The following is a 25,009-nucleotide window of genomic DNA, read 5'->3' as shown; positions in this document are numbered from 1 at the left end:
ACATGAGCGAACGGCAATTCACCGGCAAACATGCTCTGGCCGTATTCGTGGGGGCGTTCGGCGTCATCATCGCGGTCAACCTCGTTCTGGCCTACAGCGCGGTCAAGACGTTCCCGGGACTCGAGGTCAAGAACTCGTACGTGGCCAGCCAGGAGTTCAACGAACGTCTGCGCGAACAGCAGGCGCTGGGTTGGGACGCCACGGCTGAGACCAAGGGCGGGCTGTTGATCCTCCGCATCACCGACGCGCAGGGCGATCCGGTGCGCGTGGCCGAATTGCAGGCCGTCGTGGGGCGTGCCACCCATGTGCGCGACGATTTCACGCCGGATTTCACCTTTGACGGTGTGGCCTATTCCGCCCCGGCGACTCTGGCCACGGGCAATTGGAACATCCGGCTGGTGGCGCGTGACCATGACGGAGCCGAGTTTTCCCGCCGCATTCCGCTGTATGTGAAGGGGTAATCCGATGAGCGGGCAGATCACGCCGACTGCTGCAGCCTGTCCCGGGTGCATTGCCGCCCCGGCTGATGCGGCCCGTCCGGTTCCGCCGGATGCACAGATCGCGTTGTCGCTGCCCGGCATTCACTGCTCAGCCTGTATCGCGAATGTCGAGCAGGCCCTGAACGCCGTGCCCGGCGTGCAGGACGCGCGCGTGAACCTGACGCTGAAGCGGGCGCTGATCAAGGCCGCACCGAATCTGCGTGCCGCCGATCTGATCCCGGTGCTCGAACGGGTTGGATACGAGGCGCACGAGTTGGACGCCGGCGCGCTGTCCGCCACCCAGACCGACAAGGCCGGGCGCGATCTGCTGATGCGGTTGGCGGTTGCCGGCTTTGCCTCGATGAACGTGATGTTGCTGTCGGTGTCGGTCTGGTCCGGGGCCACGGACGCGACACGCGACATGTTCCACTGGATCTCGGCGGCGATCACACTGCCGGCGATCGCCTTCTCGGCCCAGCCCTTTTTCGAAAACGCCTGGAGCGCGCTGCGCGTGCGCCGCCTGAACATGGACGTGCCGATCGTGCTGGCAATCCTGCTGGCGCTGGTCACTTCGCTGTGGGAAACCGCGCTGAGCGGTAAGCATGCCTATTTCGATGCGGCGCTGACGCTTACCTTCTTTCTGCTGGCGGGGCGGTATCTGGATTACCGCACCCGTGCCGCCGCCCGCTCGGCGGCCGAGGAATTGACGGCGCTCGAGGTCCCCCGCGCCATTCGCCTGCGCAACGGGGCCGAGGAGGAGGTCGCCGTCGCGGCGCTGAAGGTGGGCGACCTGATACTGGTGCGCCCCGGCGCCCGCATGCCCGTGGACGGCCAGATCGTGTCGGGCCGGTCCGAGCTGGACCGGTCGTTGCTGACCGGCGAGACGCTGCCGGTTTTCGCGCAACCCGGTACGCAGGTCAGCGCCGGTGAGGTGAACCTGACCGGCCCGTTGACCATCCGCGCCACGGCGGTGGGCGAGGACACCTCGCTGCACCGGATGGCTGATCTGGTGGCAATCGCCGAATCCGGGCGGTCGCGCTATACCTCGCTGGCCGACAAGGCGGCCAAGCTGTACGCGCCCGGCGTGCATATTCTGTCAGCACTTAGCTTCGTGGGCTGGTACCTCTATTCCGGCGATATCCGTACGGCGCTGAACATCGCCGCCGCAGTGCTGATCATCACCTGTCCCTGTGCGCTGGGGCTGGCGGTTCCGGCGGTGACGACGGCGGCATCAGGGCGCCTGTTCCGCAAGGGGATGCTGATCAAGCACGCCACGGCGCTGGAACGTCTGGCCGAGGTCGACACGGTCGTGTTCGACAAAACCGGCACTCTGACCGCAGGTACGCCGGATCTGGTGAACCTGCCTGAAATCGCCCGGAACGATCTGGCCATTGCGTTGGCGCTGGCCGAGGCGTCGGCGCACCCCTTGTCGGTTGCCTTGGCGCGCGCGGCGCGGGATGCGGGGATCACCCCGGCGGATATCTCCGAGATCGCCGAGGTTCCGGGTTTTGGCGCCGAGGGTCAGCATGCCGGACAACGGGTGCGTTTGGGCCGGGCAGAATGGGTGGGTGCACCGGACAGCGCTGAGACCACGGCGTGGCTGGCGGTGGGGGGCCGCGCGCCCGTTGCCTTCCGGTTTGTCGACAGCCTGCGCCCCGGAGCGGCCGAGGCAGTGCGCGCCCTGCGCGACGGCGGCAAGAATGTCATCCTGATCTCGGGTGATACGTCGAGTGCCGTGCAGGCTTTGGCCGAGAAGCTGGGTATCGAGAGCTGGATCGCCCGGGCCCTGCCGCAGGACAAGGCGGCCCACATCCAGAAGCTGACCGATCAGGGCCATCGCGTTCTGATGGTGGGTGACGGGCTGAATGACACGGCAGCGCTGGCGGCGGCGCATGTGTCGATCTCGCCGGCCTCGGCACTGGACGCGGCGCGTGTGGCCTCGGATATCGTGCTGCTGGGCACCGATCTGTCGCCGATCGCCGATGCCTGTCGGACTGCTGAAAAGGCAACGAAGCGGATTCGCGAAAACTTCCGGATCGCGACCATCTACAACGTGATCGCCGTGCCGCTGGCGGTGGCCGGCCTGGCAACGCCCCTAATCGCGGCCTTGGCGATGTCGACCTCGTCGATTACCGTATCCCTGAACGCCCTGCGCCTGAGGTGACCTGAATGGAAGTGCTGGCCTATCTGATCCCGATTTCCCTGTTTCTGGGCGGCGTTGGCCTTGTGGCCTTCATCTATACCGTGCGCACCAACCAGTATGATGACCCCGAGGGCGACGCCCGCCGCATCCTGAGCAACCAGTGGGATGATCACCCCAAGCCGTGACGGTCCCGTCGGCGGCCCTTGAAATTGCCGCAATGCCCGGCTATGTCCGGCCCATTCGCTAGCAGAGAGATCATGCCTCATGGCCACCACAAACCCCATCCAGTTCATTCAGCAAGTCCGTGCCGAAGTCTCGAAGGTCGTCTGGCCGACCCGGCGCGAGGTGCTGCTGACCACGGTCATGGTGTTCATCATGGCGGCGCTGACCGCGGTGTTCTTCGCGCTGGTCGATCTGGGCATCCGCGGCGGGCTGCAACTGATCCTGGGTGCGTTCAACTAGGTCTGGACGCGCGGGTGGGGCCGCGCAGGAGATCCCGTCATAACGCCCTCTTGGCGCACTGCCCTCTTGCACAGCGTGCGATGTCGGTTTAGGTGACGCGGTACCTTACGGGATGGGCGTGCGGCGATTCGGGCTGCGCGCCGCTTTTTATTCCGGATCACGCGGCGGGGCCGCGACAGAATTTCAATTCCGGTGCGCCCTTTGACGCGGCGCGCCAAAGGCAAACAAGGACGGCAGGTTCATGGCGAAACGGTGGTACTCGGTCAGCGTTCTTTCGAATTTCGAAAAGAAGATCGCAGAGCAGATCCGCACGGCTGTGGCCGAACAGGGCCTTGAGGACGAGATCGACGAGGTTCTGGTTCCCACCGAAGAGGTGATCGAGGTGCGCCGCGGCAAGAAGGTCACGACCGAGCGCCGCTTCATGCCCGGTTACGTTCTGGTCCACATGGAAATGTCGGACAAGGGCTATCACCTGATCAACTCGATCAACCGGGTCACGGGTTTTCTGGGCCCGCAGGGCCGCCCGATGCCGATGCGCGACGCCGAGGTGAACCAGATCCTCAACCGCGTGCAGGAAGGCGAAGAAGCGCCGCGCACCCTCATCAGCTTCGAGGTGGGCGAGAAGGTCAAGGTCAACGACGGCCCGTTCGAGGATTTCGACGGCATGGTCGAAGGCGTGGACGAAGAGAACCAGAAGCTGAAGGTTTCGGTCTCGATCTTCGGTCGCGAAACCCCGGTCGAGCTGGATTTTACCCAGGTGACGAAGCAGGGCTGAAGACTCTTCCATCATTTTATTCGCGCCGCGATGTCACACGCATCGCGGCGTTTTTCATTTCGTGTGCAACGAGTCGGGGCGGGGCTTGTCTGCGCCCAAGTATCGACACATTTTTCTTGGATTTTTTCCAGCAGGGCAACGATCGAGGAACGGCTGAAAAATGACAGCTTTTGCGCAGGATGTAGAGGCCATCAAAGGCAAGGAGACGGTCAATGTTTCCAGTCAACTTGTAGAAGTCGCGCGTGCGACTGGCATAAGCCCGTTTTCGCTTGCTTTTGATTTTCTCAAGCTGCGCAGAAAAAGCGGCAAGCTGAAGTTCTATGAGTATTTCCTGTATGAACTCTATGATCGCGCGCGATGGTCGGATGTCGAGCGCGAGGAATTCGTTTCCGCCCACATTCACTGGCCGCTCGTCAATGCCTGCAATGACGCACAGTGGTGGGCGTTGACCGAAGACAAATGGCTGTCCGCCTGTTTTCTCGAACATAACGGCGTGCCGACCCCGAAGACACTGGCCGTTTTTGACCGCAGCGCCCGCCATTTCGGCACTACGCCGAAGCTGACGAGCGGCGCAGACCTGAAGTCCTTCCTGTCGGCCCGGGGGCCGGCCCCTGTCTTTGCGAAGCCCATCGGTGGCATGTGGAGCGCCGGCGCCATGCGAATATCGGCGCATACCGACACGCATGTCATCGCGGATGGCCATGACCCGCAGACATTCGACGCGTTCGCCGACTCGGTCCTTGGTGAGATCCCCTACATCTTTCAGGACTGTCTCAAGCCGCACAGGTTCTTCGATGGCATCACCGATGCGATCGCAACCGTGCGTTGCCTGAACCTCATCGACGACAATCAGCTTTCCGTGCCGTTTGCGATGCTCAAGCTGCCCATGGCAGGCAATATCGCCGACAATTTCTGGCGTCCGGGCAACTTGTTGTGCAACCTCGACCCGGAGACCGGAGAAGTGAAGGGCCTGGCGGCCGTGGAAAATGGCCGCCGTGTCGCGTTGGATGCGCTGCCGGACTCGGAGCGCAAACTTGTCGGTGAAACGCTGCCGTTCTGGGACGATTTGAGGGAATTGAATCGGAAGATCGCGTTTCTGCATGCGGCGAACCACTTTGGGTCGACTGATATCGCACTGACGGACGATGGGCCGGTTGCGGTCGAGGTCAACAACGGCTGTGCGTTCGAGCTCATGCAGATTGCGACGGGCAGAGGCTTTCTCGACAGCCGGATGCGGGCGTTCTTCAACAAACACAACGTGAAACTCTAAGGCTTCGTCGCCGAAGTGCCGAGGCGCTTGCGGGCCAGGCGGGCCCGTGTTCAGCTCCTGTCGGCAGCCCCTTGCCAACCCCTCCGTTCCGCTGTAAACGCCGCCTCTATCGTCTTCGGGCGAGATTCTCTCGTGGGAGATCGCAGGGATCGCGATTCCGGATCGGACCACGCAACACAAACCGGGTGAAACGCGTTTCACCTACGTTGAAAGGAAAACCAAATGGCCAAGAAGCTTGCTGGTACGATGAAGCTGCAGGTTCCTGCAGGTCAGGCGAACCCGTCGCCGCCGGTTGGTCCGGCACTGGGTCAGCGCGGCATCAACATCATGGAATTCTGCAAGGCGTTCAACGCCAAGACCGCAGACATGGAGCCCGGCGCTCCGTGCCCGACCGTGATCACCTACTATCAGGACAAGTCCTTCACCATGGACATCAAGACGCCGCCCGCGTCTTACTACCTGAAGAAGGCGGCCGGTCTGAAGCCGGTCGGCAAGCGCAACCGCCCGAAAGGTGCGGAGAACCCCGGTCGTGAGACCGTGGCAACCGTGACCACCAAGCAGGTGCGCGAAATCGCCGAAGCCAAAATGAAGGATCTGAACGCGACCGACATCGAAGGCGCAATGAAGATCATCCTGGGCTCGGCCCGTTCCATGGGCATCGAGGTGAAATAAGATGGCAAAACTCGGTAAACGTACCCGCGCAGCGCGCGAAGCCGTCGCCGGCAAGGAAAACCTGTCGGTCGAGGAAGCTGTCAAACTGGTCAAGGCCAACGCGACCGCGAAGTTCGACGAAACCATCGAAATCGCCATGAACCTGGGTGTCGACACCCGCCACGCCGACCAGATGGTGCGCGGCGTCGTCGGTCTGCCGAACGGCACCGGCAAGGACATGCGCGTTGCCGTTTTCGCCCGTGGCCCCAAGGCCGACGAGGCGAAAGAGGCCGGAGCTGACATCGTCGGCGCCGAGGACCTGATGGAAAGCATCCAGGCTGGCAACATCGACTTTGACCGTTGCATCGCGACCCCGGACATGATGCCGATCGTCGGTCGTCTGGGTAAGATCCTGGGCCCCCGCAACCTGATGCCGAACCCAAAGGTCGGCACCGTGACCATGGACGTGAAAGCGGCCGTGGAAGCAGCCAAGGGCGGTGAAGTTCAGTTCAAGGCGGAAAAAGGCGGCGTCGTGCATGCCGGTGTCGGCAAAGCCTCGTTCGACGAAGCCAAGCTGGCCGAGAACGTCCGCGCCTTCATTTCGGCCGTGGCCAAGGCCAAGCCTTCGGGCGCCAAAGGCACCTACATGAAGAAAATCGCGCTGAGCTCGACCATGGGCCCCGGCGTGACCGTAGACGTCGCAGAGGCTGCGGCTGAATAAGCCGACACGTTCCGACGGAATTTCGAACCCCGGGTGGCCCTTCTGCCCGGGGTTTTTCATTTCTCCGAGGGTGCTTCAGCCGGCATGACCGCCGAAAACCTGATGGGACACCTCGCGCACGCGCGCCTTGTCAGCCTCGAGCCTGAGGTCGCGTTCTGCAATGGACAGCGCCTGGTCGGCGGCCTCTTGGGCCGCCTTCACCATGGCGGCATCTTGCGATTGTGCCAGCCGCGTCAATGCGTTCAGAAGAGCTTCGTGCACCTCGACCTTGTCGCCTGCATCTCTAGAAATGGCCGCATAGGCGTCGCGCAGATACAGATCCGTTGGGATCGCAGGCGCGTGGATTCTCGGGAAGCGCGGCTCGTCGGTGTGAAGGCGCCTTGCGCCAAGCGGCAAAAGAACTCGCAGTAGTCTCTCGACCATCTGGATCGCCGTCATCGGATCATTGATCCCGGGCGACAGCGCGCGTTGGGCGATTTCCGACAGGGTTTGAATGCCAAAGCGCGGATCCTGGTCAAAACTGCGCTCGGTTCCGATCACAAAGGCTTCCTGAATGGTCTTGCTGTCAATTTCCTTGGTGGTCTTGGCCAACGGTTCGCCTTCGATGACGAACTGCCCCGGCAGCGCAATGATCCATATCTCGCTGTCGTTTTCCTCGGCGCAGGAATTCAGCATTCCCACATCCACGTGCCGCACGTTCCCGGTGGCACTTGCCCTAACCTCGTGACTGGCCGGCGGAATGTCATCGGAGGCTTGGTAAGGCAAGGCGCCAAGGCAAGGGAGTTCGATGGAACGGGTGATCGTGTCCGTTGCGTTCTGTTCGATCTTCCGTGCTGTTTCGGAAATACTGCCGTAGCTGGGCAACTGGTCGATCCATAGCAGCAGGGCCAGCGTCACGAGGAAGATGACCACAAGCGTGAACGCCAGCGCTACGGCAATGGATTGCTGGGTGTAGACCCCGGTTTCAACCAGGATCAACGACACTAGGGCGAAGATGAAAGCGCCGAGAAAGGTCGCCAGCACGTTCTGCGAAACACTGTCTTCTTCGATCACCTGCTGCGCGCGCGGTGACGACTGGTTCGAGGCCCAACGTTGCGCCGCGACCATGATCGAAAGTGAGAATGTCGTAACAGCCAGCATCGACGATGCGAGAATGGCAAGAATCTTTGCCACCGCCTCGGCGCTCAGCCGTTGTGCAAGAAAATCCGGGATAAAGCCGCCCAGGTAGGTGCCAACTCCCGCGCTGACCACGGCCAACGCGGCGATCAGGCTGGTGCGAACCCATAATTGACGGGAAATCTGCCGGAACAGGAACTGCGGCTTTGAAATGGATTTCAGATTGATCATCCGTCGATCCTGTTCGGGTTTTCGGCTATTGTCTACCGGCTTGAGGAATGGGCCAATTTAGGCCTTGGAAACCCCGGCCATCTGCCCTAAAGAGAGCTACGGAATAAAGCGTGCGATTCGTCGTGCGCTTTATTTCGTTTCGTCCAAGACGGTGGGTGGGTCCATCAGGCCCCTTAATTTCCTGCCTGAGACGGGTAAGACCAAAAGATCGAGGGTCCCGCCCTCGGGCGATATTTTGGCTCCACCCCGTATCACGGACCTGAACGCCGTGGCGCAAGCTGCGGCAAAATTGAGCCGGGATGAAATTTCGTCCCTAACTTGGAGAGAACTGTGGATAGAGCCCAGAAAGAGAAAGTGGTCGAGGAACTCGGCCAGATCTTCGAAAGCTCTGGCGTCGTGGTGGTTGCTCACTACGCCGGTCTGACAGTTGCCGAGATGCAGGACCTGCGCGCGCGTGCACGCGAAGCGGGCGGTTCCGTGCGTGTTGCCAAGAACAGGCTCGCCAAAATCGCCCTCGAGGGTAAGCCGTGTGCAAGCATGGCCGACCTGCTGACGGGTATGACCGTTCTGACCTATTCCGAGGACCCCGTGGCAGCAGCCAAGGTGGCCGAGGACTTCGCCAAGGAGAACAAGAAGTTCGAAATCCTTGGCGGTGCAATGGGCGAGAACGCTCTTGATCGCAAAGGCGTCGAAGCCGTCTCGAAAATGCCGTCGCGTGAGGAGCTCATTGCTTCGATCGTGGGCTGCATTGGCGCACCTGCTTCGAACATCGCCGGCGCGATTGGCGCACCTGCAAGCAACATCGCAAGCATCCTTTCCACCATCGAAGAGAAGGCGGAAGCTGCGTAAGCGGTTGGCACTGAATGATCTGCGTGGGGCGCATGCCCTGACGTTGGAACACACACTGTAAACGGAAAGAGCTGATACAATGGCTGATCTGAAGAAACTGGCAGAAGAGATCGTTGGTCTGACCCTGCTGGAAGCACAAGAACTGAAAACCATCCTCAAGGACGAGTACGGCATCGAGCCCGCAGCTGGCGGCGCCGTCATGGTCGCAGCTGGTGGCGATGCCGCCGGTGGCGCAGCCGAGGAAGAGAAGACCGAATTCGACGTCGTTCTGAAGAACGCCGGCGCTTCGAAAATCAACGTCATCAAAGAAGTTCGCGGCATCACCGGCCTGGGCCTGAAAGAAGCCAAGGAACTGGTCGAAGCCGGCGGCAAGATCAAAGAAGCTGTGTCGAAAGACGAAGCCGAAGAGATCAAGGGCAAGCTGGAAGCAGCTGGCGCCGAGGTCGAGCTGGCCTAAGTCGGTCTGCTGGTGCATCGCTGAAGCACCGCAAATTCTGGCTGGGTTCGGAGAAATCCGGGCTCAGCCGAACCTGTCTTAGAAAGGGCCCCATGCGGCGGGGTGTTTTCTAAGACGCGGTTCGCGGATCGGGAGGCTGCCACTCGGGACGGTGGCCATGAATTGATCCGGACGTGTCGTCTCGTATGGAAAAGGTGCCGGAGCCCGGCGGTGCCTTTCTCCGCTGAGAATATCGAAAGGTGACATCTGACATGGCTCAATCGTTCCTTGGCCAGAAACGTCTTCGGAAATACTACGGCAAAATCCGCGAAGTTCTGGAAATGCCGAACCTCATCGAGGTCCAGAAATCTTCTTATGATCTGTTCCTGCGCTCTGGCGATGCCGACCAGCCGACCGACGGCGAGGGCATTCAAGGCGTGTTCCAGTCGGTTTTCCCGATCAAGGATTTCAACGAAACTTCCGTGCTGGAGTTTGTGAAATACGAGTTGGAAAAGCCGAAATACGACGTCGAGGAATGTATGCAGCGCGACATGACCTACAGCGCTCCGCTGAAGGTCACCCTGCGTCTGATCGTGTTCGATGTCGACGAAGATACCGGGGCCAAATCGGTCAAGGACATCAAGGAGCAGGACGTGTTCATGGGCGACATGCCCCTGATGACGCCGAACGGTACCTTCATCGTGAACGGCACCGAGCGCGTGATCGTGTCCCAGATGCACCGCAGCCCGGGCGTGTTCTTCGACCACGACAAGGGCAAGACCCATTCTTCGGGCAAGCTGCTGTTCGCCTGCCGCATCATCCCGTATCGCGGCAGCTGGCTGGACTTCGAGTTTGACGCCAAGGACATCGTCTATGCCCGCATCGACCGTCGCCGCAAATTGCCGGTGACCACGCTGCTCTATGCGCTGGGCTTGGACCAGGAAGGCATCATGGATGCCTACTACAACACCGTGTCCTACAAGCTGGACAAGAAAAAGGGCTGGGTCACCCCGTTTTTCCCCGAGCGCGTACGCGGCACCCGCCCGACCTATGACTTGGTCGACGCCAAGACCGGCGAAGTCATTGCCGAGGCGGGCAAGAAGGTCACTCCGCGCGCGGTCAAGCAGTTGATCGACGAGGGCAAGGTTACCCACCTGCTGGTGCCCTTCGATCACATCGTGGGCAAGTTCGTCGCCAAGGACATCATCAATGAAGAAACCGGCGCGATCTATGTCGAGGCCGGTGACGAGCTGACGCTGGAATACGACAAGGATGGCGAGCTGATCGGCGGCACCGTGAAGGAGCTGATCGACGCGGGCATCACCGACATTCCGGTTCTCGACATCGACAACGTCAACGTCGGCCCCTACATCCGCAACACCATGGCGCAGGACAAGAACATGAACCGGGAAACCGCGCTCATGGACATCTACCGCGTCATGCGCCCGGGCGAGCCGCCGACCGTCGAGGCTGCCTCGGCCCTGTTCGACACGCTGTTCTTCGACAGCGAGCGCTATGACCTGTCCGCCGTGGGCCGCGTCAAGATGAACATGCGCCTGGCGCTGGACAAGCCCGACACCCAGCGCACGCTGGACCGCGAAGATATCGTAGCCTGCATCAAGGCGCTGGTGGAGTTGCGCGACGGCAAGGGCGACATCGACGACATCGACCACCTGGGCAACCGCCGCGTCCGCTCGGTCGGCGAACTGATGGAAAACCAGTACCGCGTCGGCCTGCTGCGCATGGAGCGCGCCATCAAGGAACGCATGTCGTCGGTCGAGATCGACACCGTCATGCCGCAGGACCTGATCAACGCGAAACCGGCCGCGGCTGCTGTGCGTGAATTCTTCGGCAGCTCGCAGCTGTCGCAGTTCATGGACCAGACCAACCCGCTGTCGGAAGTCACCCACAAACGCCGCCTGTCGGCGCTTGGCCCCGGCGGTCTGACCCGCGAACGTGCGGGCTTTGAGGTGCGCGACGTGCACCCGACGCACTATGGCCGGATGTGCCCGATTGAAACGCCGGAAGGTCCAAACATCGGTCTGATCAACTCTCTGGCCACCTTCGCCCGCGTGAACAAGTACGGCTTCATCGAAACGCCCTATCGCGTCGTTAAAGACGGGCAGGTGACCGACGAGGTCCACTACATGTCCGCGACCGAGGAAATGCGTCACACCGTGGCGCAGGCCAACGCGACGCTGGACGAGAACGGCAAGTTCATCAACGATCTGGTCTCGACCCGTCAGGCCGGCGACTACACGCTTGCCCCGCGCGAGAACGTGGACCTGATCGACGTGTCGCCGAAACAGCTGGTGTCGGTTGCGGCTTCGCTGATTCCGTTCCTGGAAAACGATGACGCGAACCGCGCTCTCATGGGCTCGAACATGCAACGTCAGGCGGTTCCGCTGCTGCGCGCCGAGGCGCCGCTGGTCGGTACCGGGATCGAGGGCAAGGTTGCCATCGACTCGGGCGCTGCGATCCAGGCGAAGCGCGCGGGCATCATCGACCAGGTCGATGCCCAGCGTATCGTGATCCGCGCCACCGAAGATCTGGAGCTGGGCGATGCCGGCGTTGACATCTATCGTCTGCGCAAGTTCCAGCGGTCGAACCAGAACACCTGCATCAACCAGCGTCCGCTGGTGAAGGTGGGCCAGGAAGTCAAGAAGGGCGAGGTCATCGCCGACGGTCCGTCGACCGACATGGGTGAACTGGCGCTCGGCAAGAACGTGATCGTCGCGTTCATGCCGTGGAATGGCTACAACTACGAAGACTCGATCCTGATTTCCGAACGCATCGCGCGCGACGACGTATTCACCTCGGTCCATATCGAGGAATTCGAAGTCGCCGCCCGCGACACCAAGCTTGGCCCGGAAGAGATCACCCGCGACATCCCGAACGTCGGTGAAGAAGCGCTGCGCAACCTCGATGAGGCGGGCATCGTCTACATCGGTGCCGACGTCGAGCCGGGCGACATTCTGGTCGGCAAGATCACTCCGAAGGGCGAAAGCCCGATGACCCCGGAAGAAAAGCTGCTGCGCGCCATCTTCGGCGAAAAGGCATCCGACGTGCGCGACACCTCGCTGCGCGTGAAGCCGGGCGATTACGGTACGGTCGTCGAAGTCCGCGTCTTCAACCGTCACGGCGTCGAGAAAGACGAGCGTGCGCTGCAGATCGAGCGCGAGGAAGTCGAACGTCTGGCCCGTGACCGGGATGACGAGCTGGCGATCCTCGACCGCAACATCTATGCGCGTCTCAAGTCGATGCTGCTGGGCAAGACCGCCGTCAAGGGGCCGAAAGGCGTCAAGGCAGGCTCGGAAATCACCGAAGAGCTGCTCGAGTCACTGACCCGCGGTCAGTGGTGGCAGCTGGCGCTGGAAGACGAGAAGGACGCCCAGGTCGTCGAGGCCCTGAACGAGCAGTACGAGGTGCAGAAGCGCGCCCTGGATGCCCGTTTCGAAGACAAGGTCGAGAAGGTCCGCCGTGGCGACGACCTGCCGCCGGGCGTGATGAAGATGGTCAAGGTCTTCATTGCCGTGAAGCGCAAGCTGCAGCCGGGCGACAAGATGGCCGGCCGTCACGGGAACAAGGGTGTGATCTCGAAAGTCGTGCCGATGGAGGATATGCCGTTCCTTGCCGATGGTACCCCGGTCGACTTCTGTCTGAACCCGTTGGGTGTGCCGTCGCGAATGAACGTCGGTCAGATCCTTGAAACCCACATGGGTTGGGCCGCGCGCGGTCTGGGTCTGAAGATCGACGAGGCGCTGCAGGAATACCGCCGCTCGGGCGACCTGACGCCGGTGCGCGATGCGATGAAGCACGCCTATGGCGAGGACGTCTATGCCGAGGGTATCTCAAACATGGACGAGGACGAACTGGTCGAAGCGGCCAGCAACGTCACCCGCGGCGTACCGATCGCAACCCCGGTCTTCGACGGTGCGAAAGAGGCCGACGTCAACAACGCGCTGGTTCGCGCCGGTTTTGACACCAGCGGCCAGAGCATCCTGTTCGACGGCCGCACCGGCGAGCAGTTCGCGCGTCCGGTGACCGTGGGCGTCAAGTACCTGCTGAAACTGCACCACCTGGTGGACGACAAGATCCACGCGCGGTCGACCGGACCCTACAGCCTGGTGACCCAGCAGCCGCTGGGCGGCAAGGCGCAGTTCGGTGGTCAGCGCTTTGGTGAGATGGAGGTCTGGGCCTTGGAAGCTTACGGCGCCGCCTACACCCTGCAGGAGATGCTGACGGTGAAATCGGATGACGTCGCCGGCCGGACCAAGGTCTATGAGTCGATCGTCAAGGGCGAGGACAACTTCGAGGCGGGCGTACCGGAATCGTTCAACGTTCTGGTGAAAGAAGTCCGTGGTCTCGGCCTGAACATGGAGTTGTTGGACGCGGTTGAGGACGAAGGGTAAACCCTTTTGCCTACCGCGCCTTTAAAAAGCACCGGGATGGGCTTTGCCCATCCCGGTAAACGCAATCACGAGGGTTCTTGCATGAACCAGGTCACGCTCAGAGGTCTGCTGGTGGCGCCTGGCGCCAGTCGCGTCTTTCTGCGCCTGCCCGTTTCGGGTGGGGTGGAGGCGTAATGGCGGATCGTGTGTCCAGTGCAGCGGTTTCGGTCCCTGCTGCGGGGTCTGAAGGCATGTTTCGTGACGTGGCTCTGCTTTTGGTGACGAATGCAGAGAACGAGCGTTTCGTGCCTGCGATCCTGCGGACATTGCAGCAGTTCTGGCCTGGACATCCGGAATGCATCGTTGTGACCAATGGTGCCTATGACGCCGATCCTGTCATTCGCACCGGCGGTGCGACCGTCACGGGCATTCTGGATGAGGCCGTACAGCAACTGCGCCGCGATCGTCCGAATCTACGGCATGTGTTTCTGCTGCAGGACGTGTTCTGTCCGCTCGCGCCGGTGGACAATGCGATGGTCGCCGCCGCCATGGAGAGCGTTCGTGCGCATGACCTGAAATATGTCCTGTTCCAATGGCCGGGCGATTTCAGCAAAGCGCTTGACCCGGAAAGTGGTCCGGTGATCCGGGACGCTGGCCTGGAACTGACCCCGATCCGCTCAAACTGGGAAGCCGTGAATTCTCTGGCCCCGGCGTTGTGGAACCTTGATCATCTTGCGTCAGTCGCCGGCCACAAAGCCGCGGAAGGGTACAACAGTCTGCGTCTGTTCGAGCAGCCTTCTCAAACGAACGAAGTCCTGCACTACATGCAGATGGAGGCGTGGCCCGTGGTCGGTGGCGGGTTTCTGTCCGACGGCCAGATCAATCCCAAGGCGGTGTCGCGCAAGGAGTTTCCGGCGTCACCGTTGCTGTCGCAGCTGCGGGTCGAATATTGCGGTGTCGATAGCGCCAAGGCGGCCCGCCGCAAATATGATCTGGGCAAAATTGCCGGATGGTTCAAGCGTGGGTCCGAGCGGCGGCGCCGCTGGAAAGAGATCGCAGCGCGTGAACCCAGTGCGGGACCGTCGGACGTGTTTCGTGACACGGTCCTTCTGGTATCGACCTACTCGAAGAACGAACATTACATCCCCGCCGTGCTGCACACGGTCGACCGGATGTGGCCGGGTCATCCGGACTGTTTCGTTGCGACGGACGGGGATCTGGACGTGCCCAACACCCTGCGGTTTCCAGGTCGCAGTTTTGTTGAAATCCTGGGCGATGCCGCGCGCAGGATCAAACAGGATAGACCGGATACCCGGTTCGTGTTTCTGATGCTCGAAGACCTGTGCCCGCTTGGACCGGTGAACACCCCAATGATCGAGGCGGCCGTGGCAAAGGCGCGGACGCATGGCCTGAAATATGTGCTTTTCCCGTGGCATGGTGATTTTACCTGGACCTATGACCGGACGGCTGGGCCGACCTTCTTCGGTCCGGACATGGAACTGGTTCCAATGCGGCGGGACTGGGAGGCGCCGAATTCGCTAGTGGCTGCGCTTTGGGACATCGATCACCTGATATGGATGGCCGAGCAGAAGCTGGAAGCCGGCATCCACGACCCTTGGCGGTTCGAGTTCGAATTGCCCGGAAACCCGCATGTACACTATATCCAAGTCAATGGATGGCCCACGGTGTGCGATGGGTTCATGGTCGGCGGAAAGCTGAACGACCTGGCGCCCGCCGACCCCGATTTTCCGCCAACCGCGATCATGTCGAAACTCCGCAAACAGTATTGCGGGGTCGACAACCAGATAATTGCCCGATTGAAATACGGCTTGAAAACACTGTCCGAAGCGATCAAGGCGCGCCTTGCGCGCAAACCGGCAAAGGACACCAAAGTGACTGAGACGGCCAAACCTGCTGGAGACCTGTGATGAATCAGGAACTGACCCAAGGAAACAATCCCTTCAACCCGCTGACCCCGCCCAAGGTCTTTGATGAAATCAAGGTCTCGCTGGCGTCGCCGGAACGGATCCTGTCTTGGTCTTATGGCGAGATCAAGAAGCCGGAAACCATCAACTATCGCACGTTCAAGCCCGAGCGTGACGGCCTGTTCTGCGCGCGTATCTTTGGCCCGATCAAGGATTACGAATGTCTGTGCGGCAAATACAAGCGGATGAAGTATCGCGGCGTCGTCTGCGAGAAATGCGGTGTGGAAGTCACCCTGCAGAAGGTCCGCCGCGAGCGTATGGGCCACATCGAACTGGCCGCGCCCGTCGCACATATCTGGTTCCTGAAATCGCTGCCCTCCCGCATCGGTCTGATGCTGGACATGACCCTGCGCGATCTGGAACGCGTTCTGTATTTCGAAAACTATGTCGTCATCGAGCCCGGTCTGACCGACCTGACCTATGGCCAGATGCTGACCGAGGAAGAGTACATGGACGCGCAGGATGCCTATGGCATGGACGCGTTCAAGGCCAATATCGGCGCCGAAGCCATCCGCGAGATGCTGCAGAACATCGACCTCGAGGCCGAGGCCGAGCAGCTGCGCGCGGATCTGGCCGAAGCCACCGGTGAGCTGAAGCCCAAGAAGATCATCAAGCGCCTGAAGGTCGTCGAGTCCTTCCTGGAATCTGGCAACCGCCCGGAATGGATGGTAATGACCGTGATCCCGGTCATCCCGCCGGAACTGCGCCCGCTGGTGCCGCTGGATGGTGGCCGTTTCGCGACCTCGGATCTGAACGATCTGTATCGTCGCGTCATCAACCGGAACAACCGTCTGAAGCGTCTGATCGAACTGCGCGCGCCTGACATTATCGTCCGCAACGAAAAGCGGATGCTGCAGGAATCGGTTGACGCCCTGTTCGACAACGGCCGTCGTGGCCGCGTGATCACCGGCGCCAACAAGCGTCCGCTGAAATCGCTGTCGGACATGCTGAAGGGCAAGCAGGGCCGCTTCCGCCAGAACCTTCTGGGTAAGCGCGTCGACTTCTCGGGCCGTTCGGTCATCGTGACCGGCCCCGAGCTCAAGCTGCACCAGTGCGGCCTGCCCAAGAAGATGGCGCTGGAACTGTTCAAGCCGTTCATCTACTCGCGGCTGGAAGCCAAGGGTCTGTCTTCGACCGTGAAACAGGCGAAGAAGCTGGTCGAGAAAGAGCGCCCCGAAGTGTGGGACATCCTCGACGAGGTGATCCGCGAGCACCCGGTGATGCTGAACCGTGCGCCGACGCTGCACCGTCTGGGCATTCAGGCGTTCGAGCCGGTTCTGATCGAAGGAAAGGCGATCCAGCTGCACCCGCTGGTTTGTTCGGCCTTCAACGCCGACTTCGACGGGGACCAGATGGCCGTTCACGTTCCGCTGAGCCTTGAGGCACAGCTGGAAGCGCGCGTGCTGATGATGTCGACGAACAACGTTTTGTCGCCTGCAAACGGCGCGCCGATCATCGTTCCGTCGCAGGACATGATTCTGGGTCTGTACTATCTGACCCTGGAACGCGAAGGCATGCCGGGCGAAGGCAAGGTGTTCGGCTCGATCGAAGAGGTCCAGCACGCGCTGGACGCGGGTGAGGTGCACCTGCACTCGAAGATCACCGCGCGGATCACCCAGATCGACGAAGAGGGCAACGAAGTTCAGAAGCGCTATGAGACCACGCCGGGCCGCGTGCGCCTGGGGGCTCTGCTGCCCAAGAACAACAAGGCGCCGTTCGATCTGGTCAACCGTCTGCTGCGCAAGAAAGAGGTGCAGCAGGTCATCGATACCGTCTACCGCTATTGCGGTCAGAAAGAGTCGGTGATCTTCTGTGACCAGATCATGTCGATGGGCTTCCGCGAGGCGTTCAAGGCGGGCATCTCGTTCGGCAAGGACGACATGGTAATCCCGTCTGACAAATGGGCCATCGTGGATGAGACCCGCGAGCAGGTGAAGGACTTTGAACAGCAGTACATGGACGGCCTGATCACCCAGGGCGAAAAGTACAACAAGGTCGTGGATGCCTGGTCGAAGTGCAACGACCGCGTCACCGAGGCGATGATGAACACCATCTCGGCCGTCCAGAAGGACGAAAGCGGCGCCGACAAGGAGCCGAACTCGGTCTACATGATGGCGCACTCCGGTGCCCGTGGCTCGGTCACGCAGATGAAGCAGCTGGGCGGCATGCGCGGCCTGATGGCCAAGCCGAACGGTGACATCATCGAAACGCCGATCATCTCGAACTTCAAGGAAGGTCTGACCGTTCTTGAGTACTTCAACTCGACCCACGGCGCCCGCAAGGGTCTGTCGGATACCGCTCTGAAGACGGCGAACTCGGGTTACCTGACCCGCCGCCTGGTGGACGTGGCGCAGGACTGCATCGTGCGCGAGCATGATTGCGGCACCGACCGCGCCATCACCGCCGAGGCCGCCGTCAATGACGGCGAAGTGGTCGCCTCGCTGGCCGAGCGTATCCTGGGCCGTGTCGCGGCCGAGGACATCCTGCGCCCGGGTTCGGACGAAATTCTGGTCGCTGCCGGCCAGTTGATCGACGAACGCATGGCCGACGCGATCCACGAGGCCGGTGTTCAGTCGGCCCGCATCCGCTCACCGCTGACCTGCGAAAGCGAAGAGGGCGTCTGCGCCATGTGCTATGGCCGTGACCTGGCACGCGGCACCATGGTCAACACCGGCGAAGCGGTCGGCATCATCGCCGCCCAGTCGATCGGTGAACCCGGCACCCAGCTGACGATGCGGACCTTCCACATCGGTGGTGTTGCACAGGGTGGCCAGCAGTCGTTCCAGGAAGCCAACCAGGACGGCGTCGTCGCCTTTGAGAACCCGCAGATCCTGGTCAATGCCGCAGGTGAAAGCCTGGTCATGGGCCGGAACATGAAGCTGGTGATCAAGGACGAGCACGGCGAAGAGCGCGCCAGCTTCAAGCTGGGCTACGGCTCCAAGCTGTTCGTCAAGGATGGCGACAAGGTCAAGCGCGGCGACAAGTTGTTCGAGTGGGACCCCTACACCCTGCCGATCATCGCCGAGAAGGCCGGTACCGCGAAATATGTCGACCTGGTCTCGGGCATCGCTGTGCGGGATGAGACCGACGATGCAACCGGCATGACTCAGAAGATCGTGATCGACTGGCGTGCGGCGCCGAAAGGCAGCGACCTGAAGCCGGAAATCATCCTGGTGGACGAAAACGGCGAGCCGGTCCGCAACGATGCGGGTAACCCGGTTCACTACCCGATGTCCGTGGATGCGATCCTGTCGGTCGAAGACGGCCAGAAGATCGAGGCCGGCGACGTCGTTGCGCGTATCCCGCGCGAAGGCGCCAAGACCAAGGACATCACCGGTGGTCTGCCGCGTGTGGCCGAACTGTTCGAGGCCCGTCGCCCCAAGGATCACGCGATCATCGCCGAAATCGATGGTTACGTGCGCTTTGGCCGCGACTACAAGAACAAGCGCCGCATCTCGATCGAACCGGCGGACGAGTCGCTGGAACCCGTCGAATACATGGTGCCCAAGGGCAAGCACATCCCGGTGCAGGAAGGCGACTTCGTGCAGAAGGGTGACTACATCATGGACGGCAACCCGGCTCCGCACGACATCCTGTCGATTCTGGGCGTCGAGGCTCTGGCCGACTACATGATCAACGAGGTGCAGGAGGTCTATCGTCTGCAGGGCGTGAAGATCAACGACAAGCACATCGAGGTCATCGTGCGCCAGATGCTGCAGAAGTGGGAGATCCTCGACTCGGGCGATACCACCCTGCTGAAGGGCGAGCATGTCGACAAGCAGGAGTTCGACGCGGCCAACGAAAAGACCATCGCCCGCGGTGGTCGTCCGGCCCAGGGCGAGCCGATCCTGCTTGGGATCACCAAGGCGTCGCTGCAGACACGTTCGTTCATCTCGGCGGCATCGTTCCAGGAAACCACCCGCGTGCTGACCGAAGCCTCGGTTCAGGGCAAGAAGGACAAGCTGGTCGGCCTGAAGGAAAACGTCATCGTCGGCCGCCTGATCCCGGCGGGTACCGGTGGCGCGACGCAGGCCGTGCGCCAGATCGCACAGCAGCGTGACAACGTGGTCATCGAGGCCCGTCGCGAAGAGGCCGAGGCCGCAGCCGCCCTGGCGGCTCCGGTGATCGACGACGACGTGATGGGCGACGATCTGGACGCGCTGATCGAAACCCCGGAAAGCCGCGAGTAAACTCCGATTTCCGTGGAACGAAACAGGCCCCGCATCTGCGGGGCCTTTTTCGTTTTTCCGAGTGCTCCCGGCATATTGACAACGGGCCGGTGGCGCGGGCCAATGGGCCGGTGATTTCCCAATGGGCCATTTCGATGACTCCGAACGTCAAGGGCGCGCTGCTGATGATGGGCAGCATGGCCGCCTTCACCGTGAACGATACGCTGGTCAAAGCGGCTGGACAGGATCTGCCGCTGTTTCAGCTCGTTGCGATGCGCGGGCTGCTGGCCACTACCCTGGTGTTTCTACTGGCGCGGCGTCTGGGCGCGTTGCACCTGCGGTTTTCCGGCCATGACAGGGTTCTGGTGGCGGTGCGCTCGCTGTCCGAGCTGTTGGCCACGTTCTTCTTTCTGACCGCGCTGATGCACATGCCGCTGGCCAATGTGACGGCGGTTCTGCAGGCGCTGCCGCTGACGGTGACCCTCGGCGCGGCAATGTTCTTCGCCGAACCGATCGGATGGCGGCGAGTTCTGGCCATCGCCATGGGGTTTGCTGGAATGCTGTTGATCGTGCGGCCAGGGCCGGACGGGTTCAGCCTGTATGCACTCTATGCGCTGGTAGCTGTCATGTGCGTGACTGCGCGCGACTTGATCACGCGGCGGATGTCGTCTGAGGTCCCGTCGATGGTGGTGACGCTGGCGACATCGCTGACGATCACCCTGGCGGCGGCCGTGGCCTCGGTGTTCCAGGGATGGGTGCCCGTCGCCGCGCCGACGGGTCTTCTGATCGGCTCGGCTGCCATTTTCGTTTTGCTGGGGTATCTGTTCAGCGTGATGGTCATGAGGGTGGGCGAGGTCGGGTTCGTCGCGCCGTTCCGCTATACCAGCCTGATCTGGGCGCTGGTGCTGGGCTGGGCCGTTTTCGGCGACTGGCCAGACCGGCTGACGATGCTGGGCGCGGTGCTGGTCGTAGGGGCGGGGCTGTTCACCCTGTTCCGCGAGCGGAGGCTTCAAGCCTCGGAGTAGCCGCGGCGGACGGCGTCAGCGTCGATTGCGAACCGGGTGCGGAACAGGTCCCGCTCTGCATCGTCAAGGGGGGGCAGGGCGCTTCGGTTGGTTCGCGCCTTTTGCGAGTCGTTGAAGCCGTTGAACGTTCGGACCCACATCGGCCGATCGGGCACCGTGACCACCGGCATGAACCGCCCCATGCGCTGATGGGCAAAATTCATGATGGTCAAGGGGCAGCCGCCTTGGACGAGCATACCCAGACCCACGCCCAGCAGTTTGCGCCGGACCGGCTTGGCCTGCACGCCGAAGGGACCGAACCGGGCCAGATACCCCTGGTCGAAATCAATCGCCACGGACAGGTTGCGGGCCGCGAGCTCGGTCGCCTCAACCGCCGCCTGCCGCAAGCTTTCGATGAAGTCGACCGCGACGGCGTCATCGTCATCCTGCCGGAACTGCAGGCAGGGCCGGTCAGGATGACGGCGGGCGTCGTTGAGGATCTGCTTCATCACCGCGCGATGCCGTCCGGGCTCGCGCTCGATGATCCTGACCTGCGGCATTCCGGCCGTCAGGTCGCGCAGGCGAGCCTTGGCCGGTGACGGCAGGCAGGTGCCGGTCACGATGATCAATTCGAAATCGGGGTCGGTCTGGGCCTTCAGGCCCGGCAGGGCGCAGGTTTCGAACAGGCGGAAGCGCTCGACCAGACGGTCGGTACGGTACAGGTGGCGGCGCCGGGCCTCGATCGTGTCATGTTCGGTCTGGTACCCGCCGATCGCAGGGTAGGAGAACCGGCACAGGCCAATGACTTGCATGATCTCGTCCGCTTGGGTATCGCCACGCCGGACTATGCATCGGCCCGCCGCAGGCTGCAACAGGGGCCATTTCCGGCCAGTGCGGCCGTGGCTGTTGACACTTGGGCCGACTCCCCCTATACGCCCGTCATCTCGGTATGGGGGCCGCCCCGAAACCGAAATCAGAAACGGACTGGTCAAGGCCCGGACAATTTTGTCGTTCGCGCCCTCTGATAACCAACCGCGACGTTCACCTCGGAATGGGAACGCTCGCGGGTTTTGCGCTTGTGGACGCATTGGCGCAGCGAAGTTAACCGCACGCAATGCGCGTGCATGTCATGTGTGTTGCAAAACGGGGAAGAAACCGGAATGCCAACTATTCAGCAGCTGATCCGCAAGCCGCGGCAGCCCAAAGTGAAACGCTCGAAGTCCATGCACCTGGAGCAGTGCCCGCAGAAGCGCGGCGTCTGCACCCGCGTGTACACCACCACGCCGAAGAAGCCGAACTCGGCCATGCGGAAGGTCGCCAAGGTGCGCCTGACCAACGGATACGAGGTGATCTCGTACATCCCCGGTGAAAGCCACAACCTGCAGGAGCACTCGGTGGTCCTGATCCGTGGCGGCCGTGTGAAAGACCTTCCGGGTGTCCGTTACCACATCCTGCGCGGTGTTCTGGATACCCAGGGCGTCAAAGACCGTAAGCAGCGTCGTTCGAAATACGGCGCGAAGCGTCCCAAGTAAGAAGGAGAGGCCGAGATGTCCCGTCGTCACGCCGCCGAAAAACGCGAAGTCCTGCCTGACGCCAAATTTGGCGACAAGGTTCTGACGAAATTCATGAACAACCTGATGATCGACGGCAAGAAGTCGGTCGCCGAGCGCATCGTCTACAACGCCTTCGACCGCATCGAAAGCAAGATCAAGCGCGCACCCGTCGAAGTGTTTCACGAAGCGCTCGACAACATCAAACCGTCGGTCGAGGTCCGCTCGCGCCGGGTTGGTGGTGCAACCTATCAGGTTCCGGTCGAAGTGCGCCCCGAGCGCCGCGAAGCGCTGGCTATCCGCTGGCTGATCGCCGCCGCGCGCAACCGCAACGAAAACACCATGGAAGAACGCCTCGCCGGTGAATTGCTGGACGCCGTACAGTCCCGCGGTACTGCCGTTAAGAAGCGCGAAGACACCCACAAGATGGCCGAGGCGAACAAAGCCTTCAGCCACTACCGCTGGTAACCCTAGAGGCTTATCCAAATGGCACGCGAATATCCGCTCGAACTATACCGTAACTTCGGTATCATGGCGCACATCGACGCAGGCAAGACCACCTGCTCGGAGCGTATCCTGTATTACACCGGCAAATCCCACAACATCGGTGAGGTGCACGATGGTGCAGCCACCATGGACTGGATGGAGCAGGAGCAGGAACGCGGCATCACCATCACCTCGGCTGCGACCACCACATTCTGGGAGCGCACCGAGGACGGTAAGACCGCCGATACCCCCAAGCACCGCCTGAACATCATCGACACCCCCGGCCACGTTGACTTCACCATCGAAGTGGAGCGCTCGCTGGCCGTTCTCGACGGTGCCGTCTGCGTTCTGGACGCAAACGCCGGTGTTGAACCCCAGACCGAAACCGTGTGGCGTCAGGCTGACCGCTACAAGGTTCCGCGCATCGTGTTCGTCAACAAGATGGACAAGATCGGCGCCGACTTCTTCAACTGCGTGCGCATGATCGAAGACCGCACCGGCGCGCGCGCCGTTCCGGTCGGTATTCCGATTGGCGCCGAGAACGAGCTGGAAGGCCTGATCGACCTGGTCACCATGGAAGAATGGCTGTGGCAGGGCGAAGACTTGGGTGCAAGCTGGGTCAAGGCTCCGATTCGCGACAGCCTGAAGGACATAGCCGAAGAGTGGCGCGGCAAGATGATCGAAGCCGCCGTCGAGCAAGACGACGACGCCATGATGGAATACCTGGAAGGCAACGAGCCCGACATCCCGACCCTGCGCAAACTGCTGCGCAAGGGCACTCTGGCGCTGGACTTCGTACCGGTTCTGGGTGGTTCGGCGTTCAAGAACAAAGGTGTTCAGCCGCTGCTCAACGCCGTGATCGACTATCTGCCCAGCCCGCTGGACGTTGTCGACTATATGGGCTTCAAGCCTGGCGACGAGACCGAAGAGCGCAACATCGCCCGTCGTGCCGATGACAACCAGCCCTTCGCTGGCCTGGCGTTCAAGATCATGAACGACCCGTTCGTCGGTTCGCTGACCTTCACCCGGATCTACTCGGGCGTGCTGAACAAGGGCGACTCGATCCTGAACTCGACCAAGGGCAAGAAAGAGCGCATCGGTCGTATGATGATGATGCACTCGAACAACCGGGAAGAGATCGAGGAAGCGTTTGCAGGCGACATCATCGCGCTGGCGGGTCTGAAGGACACCACCACCGGTGACACCCTGTGCGACGCGAAGGATCCGGTGGTTCTGGAAACCATGACCTTCCCCGATCCGGTGATCGAGATCGCGGTCGAGCCCAAAACCAAGGGCGACCAGGAGAAGATGTCGCAGGGTCTGGCCCGTCTGGCCGCCGAAGACCCGTCCTTCCGCGTGGAAACCGACCTGGAATCGGGTCAGACCATCATGAAGGGCATGGGCGAACTTCACCTGGACATCCTGGTTGATCGTCTGAAGCGCGAGTTCAAGGTCGAAGCCAACATCGGTGCGCCGCAGGTGGCCTATCGTGAGACCATCTCGATGCCGATTGAACACACCTACACCCACAAGAAACAGTCGGGTGGTTCGGGTCAGTTCGCCGAGGTCAAGCTCGAGATCACTCCGACCGAACCGGGCGAAGGGTATTCGTTCGAAAGCCGCATCGTGGGTGGCGCCGTTCCCAAGGAATACATCCCGGGTGTCGAAAAAGGCATCCAGTCCGTCATGGACAGCGGCCCGCTGGCCGGCTTCCCCGTGATCGACTTCAAGGTTGCTCTGCTGGACGGTAAATTCCACGACGTCGACTCGAGCGTTCTGGCGTTCGAAATCGCGGCGCGGATGTGCATGCGCGAAGGTCTGAAAAAGGCCGGCGCGAAACTGCTGGAACCGATCATGAAGGTCGAAGTGATCACCCCGGAAGAGTATACCGGCGGTATCATCGGCGACCTGACTTCGCGTCGGGGCCAGGTGTCTGGACAAGAGCCGCGCGGCAACGCGATCGCCATCCAGGCCTTCGTGCCGCTGGCGAACATGTTCGGCTACATCAACACCCTGCGTTCGATGTCGTCGGGCCGTGCCCAGTTTACCATGCAGTTCGACCACTACGATCCGGTTCCGCAGAACATCGCGGAAGAGATCCAGGCGAAATACGCCTAAGCGACAAAGTTTGAGGGGGCCCGGTCTCCGGGCTCCCGTCATTACCGAAAAAGGAGGCCATCATGGCAAAGGAAAAGTTTGAGCGTACAAAACCGCACGTCAACATCGGCACGATTGGCCACGTTGACCACGGCAAGACGACGCTGACCGCAGCGATCACCAAGTATTTCGGC

Annotated in this window: 20 protein-coding genes; 18 read left to right on the top strand and 2 right to left on the bottom strand. The window is 61.6% G+C overall.

Translation table 11 applies throughout. From position 1 onward, the window contains the following. Positions 1–2 precede the first annotated feature (2 nt). From AC2FMD_RS12590 to rplA, 8 genes are all read left to right on the top strand, one after another. Positions 3–461 carry a FixH family protein gene (locus AC2FMD_RS12590; RefSeq protein ID WP_496742615.1) on the top strand — a complete coding sequence of 153 codons (459 nt, stop codon included), beginning with the start codon at positions 3–5 and terminating at the stop codon, positions 459–461. A 4-nt stretch (positions 462–465) separates the two neighbouring features. After that, positions 466–2,643, top strand: a complete 2,178-nt coding sequence (locus AC2FMD_RS12585) for a heavy metal translocating P-type ATPase (RefSeq protein ID WP_496795079.1) — start codon at positions 466–468, stop codon at positions 2,641–2,643. 5 nt (positions 2,644–2,648) lie between these two features. Continuing rightward, positions 2,649–2,807: a cbb3-type cytochrome oxidase assembly protein CcoS gene (ccoS, locus tag AC2FMD_RS12580; RefSeq protein ID WP_496682852.1), complete on the top strand. Its 159-nt coding sequence runs from the start codon at positions 2,649–2,651 to the stop codon at positions 2,805–2,807. A 79-nt stretch (positions 2,808–2,886) separates the two neighbouring features. Further along, the gene (gene secE, locus AC2FMD_RS12575) at positions 2,887–3,084 is read left to right on the top strand and encodes a preprotein translocase subunit SecE (protein WP_138842374.1); all 198 of its coding nucleotides are present in this window, start codon (positions 2,887–2,889) and stop codon (positions 3,082–3,084) included. 241 nt (positions 3,085–3,325) lie between these two features. After that, positions 3,326–3,859 carry a transcription termination/antitermination protein NusG gene (nusG, locus tag AC2FMD_RS12570; protein WP_496689162.1) on the top strand — a complete coding sequence of 178 codons (534 nt, stop codon included), beginning with the start codon at positions 3,326–3,328 and terminating at the stop codon, positions 3,857–3,859. 160 nt (positions 3,860–4,019) lie between these two features. Continuing rightward, positions 4,020–5,129 carry a sugar-transfer associated ATP-grasp domain-containing protein gene (locus tag AC2FMD_RS12565; protein ID WP_496742613.1) on the top strand — a complete coding sequence of 370 codons (1,110 nt, stop codon included), beginning with the start codon at positions 4,020–4,022 and terminating at the stop codon, positions 5,127–5,129. 222 nt (positions 5,130–5,351) lie between these two features. Next, complete coding sequence (gene rplK / locus AC2FMD_RS12560; RefSeq protein WP_490360594.1) at positions 5,352–5,801, top strand: 50S ribosomal protein L11; 450 nt, start codon at positions 5,352–5,354, stop codon at positions 5,799–5,801. Position 5,802: 1 nt separating this feature from the next. Next, the gene (rplA, locus tag AC2FMD_RS12555) at positions 5,803–6,501 is read left to right on the top strand and encodes a 50S ribosomal protein L1 (RefSeq protein WP_490360595.1); all 699 of its coding nucleotides are present in this window, start codon (positions 5,803–5,805) and stop codon (positions 6,499–6,501) included. 75 nt (positions 6,502–6,576) lie between these two features. Here rplA and AC2FMD_RS12550 read toward each other — a convergent pair whose 3' ends face one another. Further along, positions 6,577–7,848 carry a DUF2254 domain-containing protein gene (locus tag AC2FMD_RS12550; protein ID WP_496795078.1) on the bottom strand — a complete coding sequence of 424 codons (1,272 nt, stop codon included), beginning with the start codon at positions 7,846–7,848 and terminating at the stop codon, positions 6,577–6,579. Positions 7,849–8,178: 330 nt separating this feature from the next. Between AC2FMD_RS12550 and rplJ the strand changes: the two genes are divergently transcribed. The 6 genes from rplJ to AC2FMD_RS12520 all read left to right on the top strand — a co-directional run bounded on the left by rplJ (position 8,179) and on the right by AC2FMD_RS12520 (position 20,703). After that, complete coding sequence (rplJ, locus tag AC2FMD_RS12545; protein WP_496682842.1) at positions 8,179–8,697, top strand: 50S ribosomal protein L10; 519 nt, start codon at positions 8,179–8,181, stop codon at positions 8,695–8,697. Between the two features lie 79 nt (positions 8,698–8,776). Then, positions 8,777–9,154, top strand: a complete 378-nt coding sequence (gene rplL / locus AC2FMD_RS12540) for a 50S ribosomal protein L7/L12 (RefSeq protein WP_005980660.1) — start codon at positions 8,777–8,779, stop codon at positions 9,152–9,154. Between the two features lie 251 nt (positions 9,155–9,405). Continuing rightward, positions 9,406–13,545, top strand: a complete 4,140-nt coding sequence (gene rpoB, locus AC2FMD_RS12535; RefSeq protein WP_496795077.1) for a DNA-directed RNA polymerase subunit beta — start codon at positions 9,406–9,408, stop codon at positions 13,543–13,545. Positions 13,546–13,718: 173 nt separating this feature from the next. After that, on the top strand, positions 13,719–15,452 hold the full coding sequence (locus AC2FMD_RS12530; RefSeq protein WP_496795076.1) for a hypothetical protein: 1,734 nt from the start codon (positions 13,719–13,721) through the stop codon (positions 15,450–15,452). Further along, entirely contained in the window at positions 15,452–19,699 is a 4,248-nt protein-coding gene (gene rpoC / locus AC2FMD_RS12525) for a DNA-directed RNA polymerase subunit beta' (protein ID WP_496682834.1), read from the top strand. Before AC2FMD_RS12530 ends, rpoC begins: the two co-directional genes overlap by 1 nt. Positions 19,700–19,833: 134 nt before the next feature. Next, entirely contained in the window at positions 19,834–20,703 is an 870-nt protein-coding gene (locus tag AC2FMD_RS12520; RefSeq protein WP_496689236.1) for a DMT family transporter, read from the top strand. Here the strand turns inward: AC2FMD_RS12520 and AC2FMD_RS12515 are convergent. Beyond that, entirely contained in the window at positions 20,688–21,494 is an 807-nt protein-coding gene (locus tag AC2FMD_RS12515; protein ID WP_496689152.1) for a glycosyltransferase, read from the bottom strand. The genes AC2FMD_RS12520 and AC2FMD_RS12515 overlap by 16 nt on opposite strands. A 348-nt stretch (positions 21,495–21,842) precedes the next feature. Here AC2FMD_RS12515 and rpsL point away from each other — a divergent pair, with 348 nt between their 5' ends. The 4 genes from rpsL to AC2FMD_RS12495 form a co-directional block, all read left to right on the top strand. Beyond that, positions 21,843–22,214 carry a 30S ribosomal protein S12 gene (gene rpsL / locus AC2FMD_RS12510; protein ID WP_005980675.1) on the top strand — a complete coding sequence of 124 codons (372 nt, stop codon included), beginning with the start codon at positions 21,843–21,845 and terminating at the stop codon, positions 22,212–22,214. A 15-nt stretch (positions 22,215–22,229) separates the two neighbouring features. Continuing rightward, positions 22,230–22,700, top strand: coding sequence for a 30S ribosomal protein S7 (rpsG, locus tag AC2FMD_RS12505; RefSeq protein ID WP_005980678.1), 471 nt, complete (start codon positions 22,230–22,232; stop codon positions 22,698–22,700). 18 nt (positions 22,701–22,718) lie between these two features. Further along, entirely contained in the window at positions 22,719–24,836 is a 2,118-nt protein-coding gene (gene fusA / locus AC2FMD_RS12500; RefSeq protein WP_496682826.1) for an elongation factor G, read from the top strand. A 62-nt stretch (positions 24,837–24,898) separates the two neighbouring features. Further along, on the top strand, positions 24,899–25,009 hold a 111-nt coding region (locus AC2FMD_RS12495), incomplete at its 3' end, for a GTP-binding protein (protein ID WP_170744588.1).

Source organism: Ruegeria sp. BHSC276, assembly GCF_059612945.1.
Note: the sequence above shows the minus strand (reverse complement) of the source record. Positions and strands in the feature narration are given on the sequence as shown.

Coding starts and splice junctions, on each gene's coding strand:
- rpsG (WP_005980678.1), top strand. CDS start 22,230: ATGTCCCGTCGTCACGCCGCCGAAAAACGCGAAGTCCTGCCTGACGCC.
- AC2FMD_RS12550 (WP_496795078.1), bottom strand. CDS start 7,848: ATGATCAATCTGAAATCCATTTCAAAGCCGCAGTTCCTGTTCCGGCAG.
- nusG (WP_496689162.1), top strand. CDS start 3,326: ATGGCGAAACGGTGGTACTCGGTCAGCGTTCTTTCGAATTTCGAAAAG.
- fusA (WP_496682826.1), top strand. CDS start 22,719: ATGGCACGCGAATATCCGCTCGAACTATACCGTAACTTCGGTATCATG.
- AC2FMD_RS12590 (WP_496742615.1), top strand. CDS start 3: ATGAGCGAACGGCAATTCACCGGCAAACATGCTCTGGCCGTATTCGTG.
- ccoS (WP_496682852.1), top strand. CDS start 2,649: ATGGAAGTGCTGGCCTATCTGATCCCGATTTCCCTGTTTCTGGGCGGC.
- secE (WP_138842374.1), top strand. CDS start 2,887: ATGGCCACCACAAACCCCATCCAGTTCATTCAGCAAGTCCGTGCCGAA.
- rplK (WP_490360594.1), top strand. CDS start 5,352: ATGGCCAAGAAGCTTGCTGGTACGATGAAGCTGCAGGTTCCTGCAGGT.
- AC2FMD_RS12520 (WP_496689236.1), top strand. CDS start 19,834: ATGACTCCGAACGTCAAGGGCGCGCTGCTGATGATGGGCAGCATGGCC.
- AC2FMD_RS12565 (WP_496742613.1), top strand. CDS start 4,020: ATGACAGCTTTTGCGCAGGATGTAGAGGCCATCAAAGGCAAGGAGACG.
- AC2FMD_RS12585 (WP_496795079.1), top strand. CDS start 466: ATGAGCGGGCAGATCACGCCGACTGCTGCAGCCTGTCCCGGGTGCATT.
- AC2FMD_RS12530 (WP_496795076.1), top strand. CDS start 13,719: ATGGCGGATCGTGTGTCCAGTGCAGCGGTTTCGGTCCCTGCTGCGGGG.
- rplL (WP_005980660.1), top strand. CDS start 8,777: ATGGCTGATCTGAAGAAACTGGCAGAAGAGATCGTTGGTCTGACCCTG.
- rpsL (WP_005980675.1), top strand. CDS start 21,843: ATGCCAACTATTCAGCAGCTGATCCGCAAGCCGCGGCAGCCCAAAGTG.
- rplA (WP_490360595.1), top strand. CDS start 5,803: ATGGCAAAACTCGGTAAACGTACCCGCGCAGCGCGCGAAGCCGTCGCC.
- rpoB (WP_496795077.1), top strand. CDS start 9,406: ATGGCTCAATCGTTCCTTGGCCAGAAACGTCTTCGGAAATACTACGGC.
- AC2FMD_RS12515 (WP_496689152.1), bottom strand. CDS start 21,494: ATGCAAGTCATTGGCCTGTGCCGGTTCTCCTACCCTGCGATCGGCGGG.
- rpoC (WP_496682834.1), top strand. CDS start 15,452: ATGAATCAGGAACTGACCCAAGGAAACAATCCCTTCAACCCGCTGACC.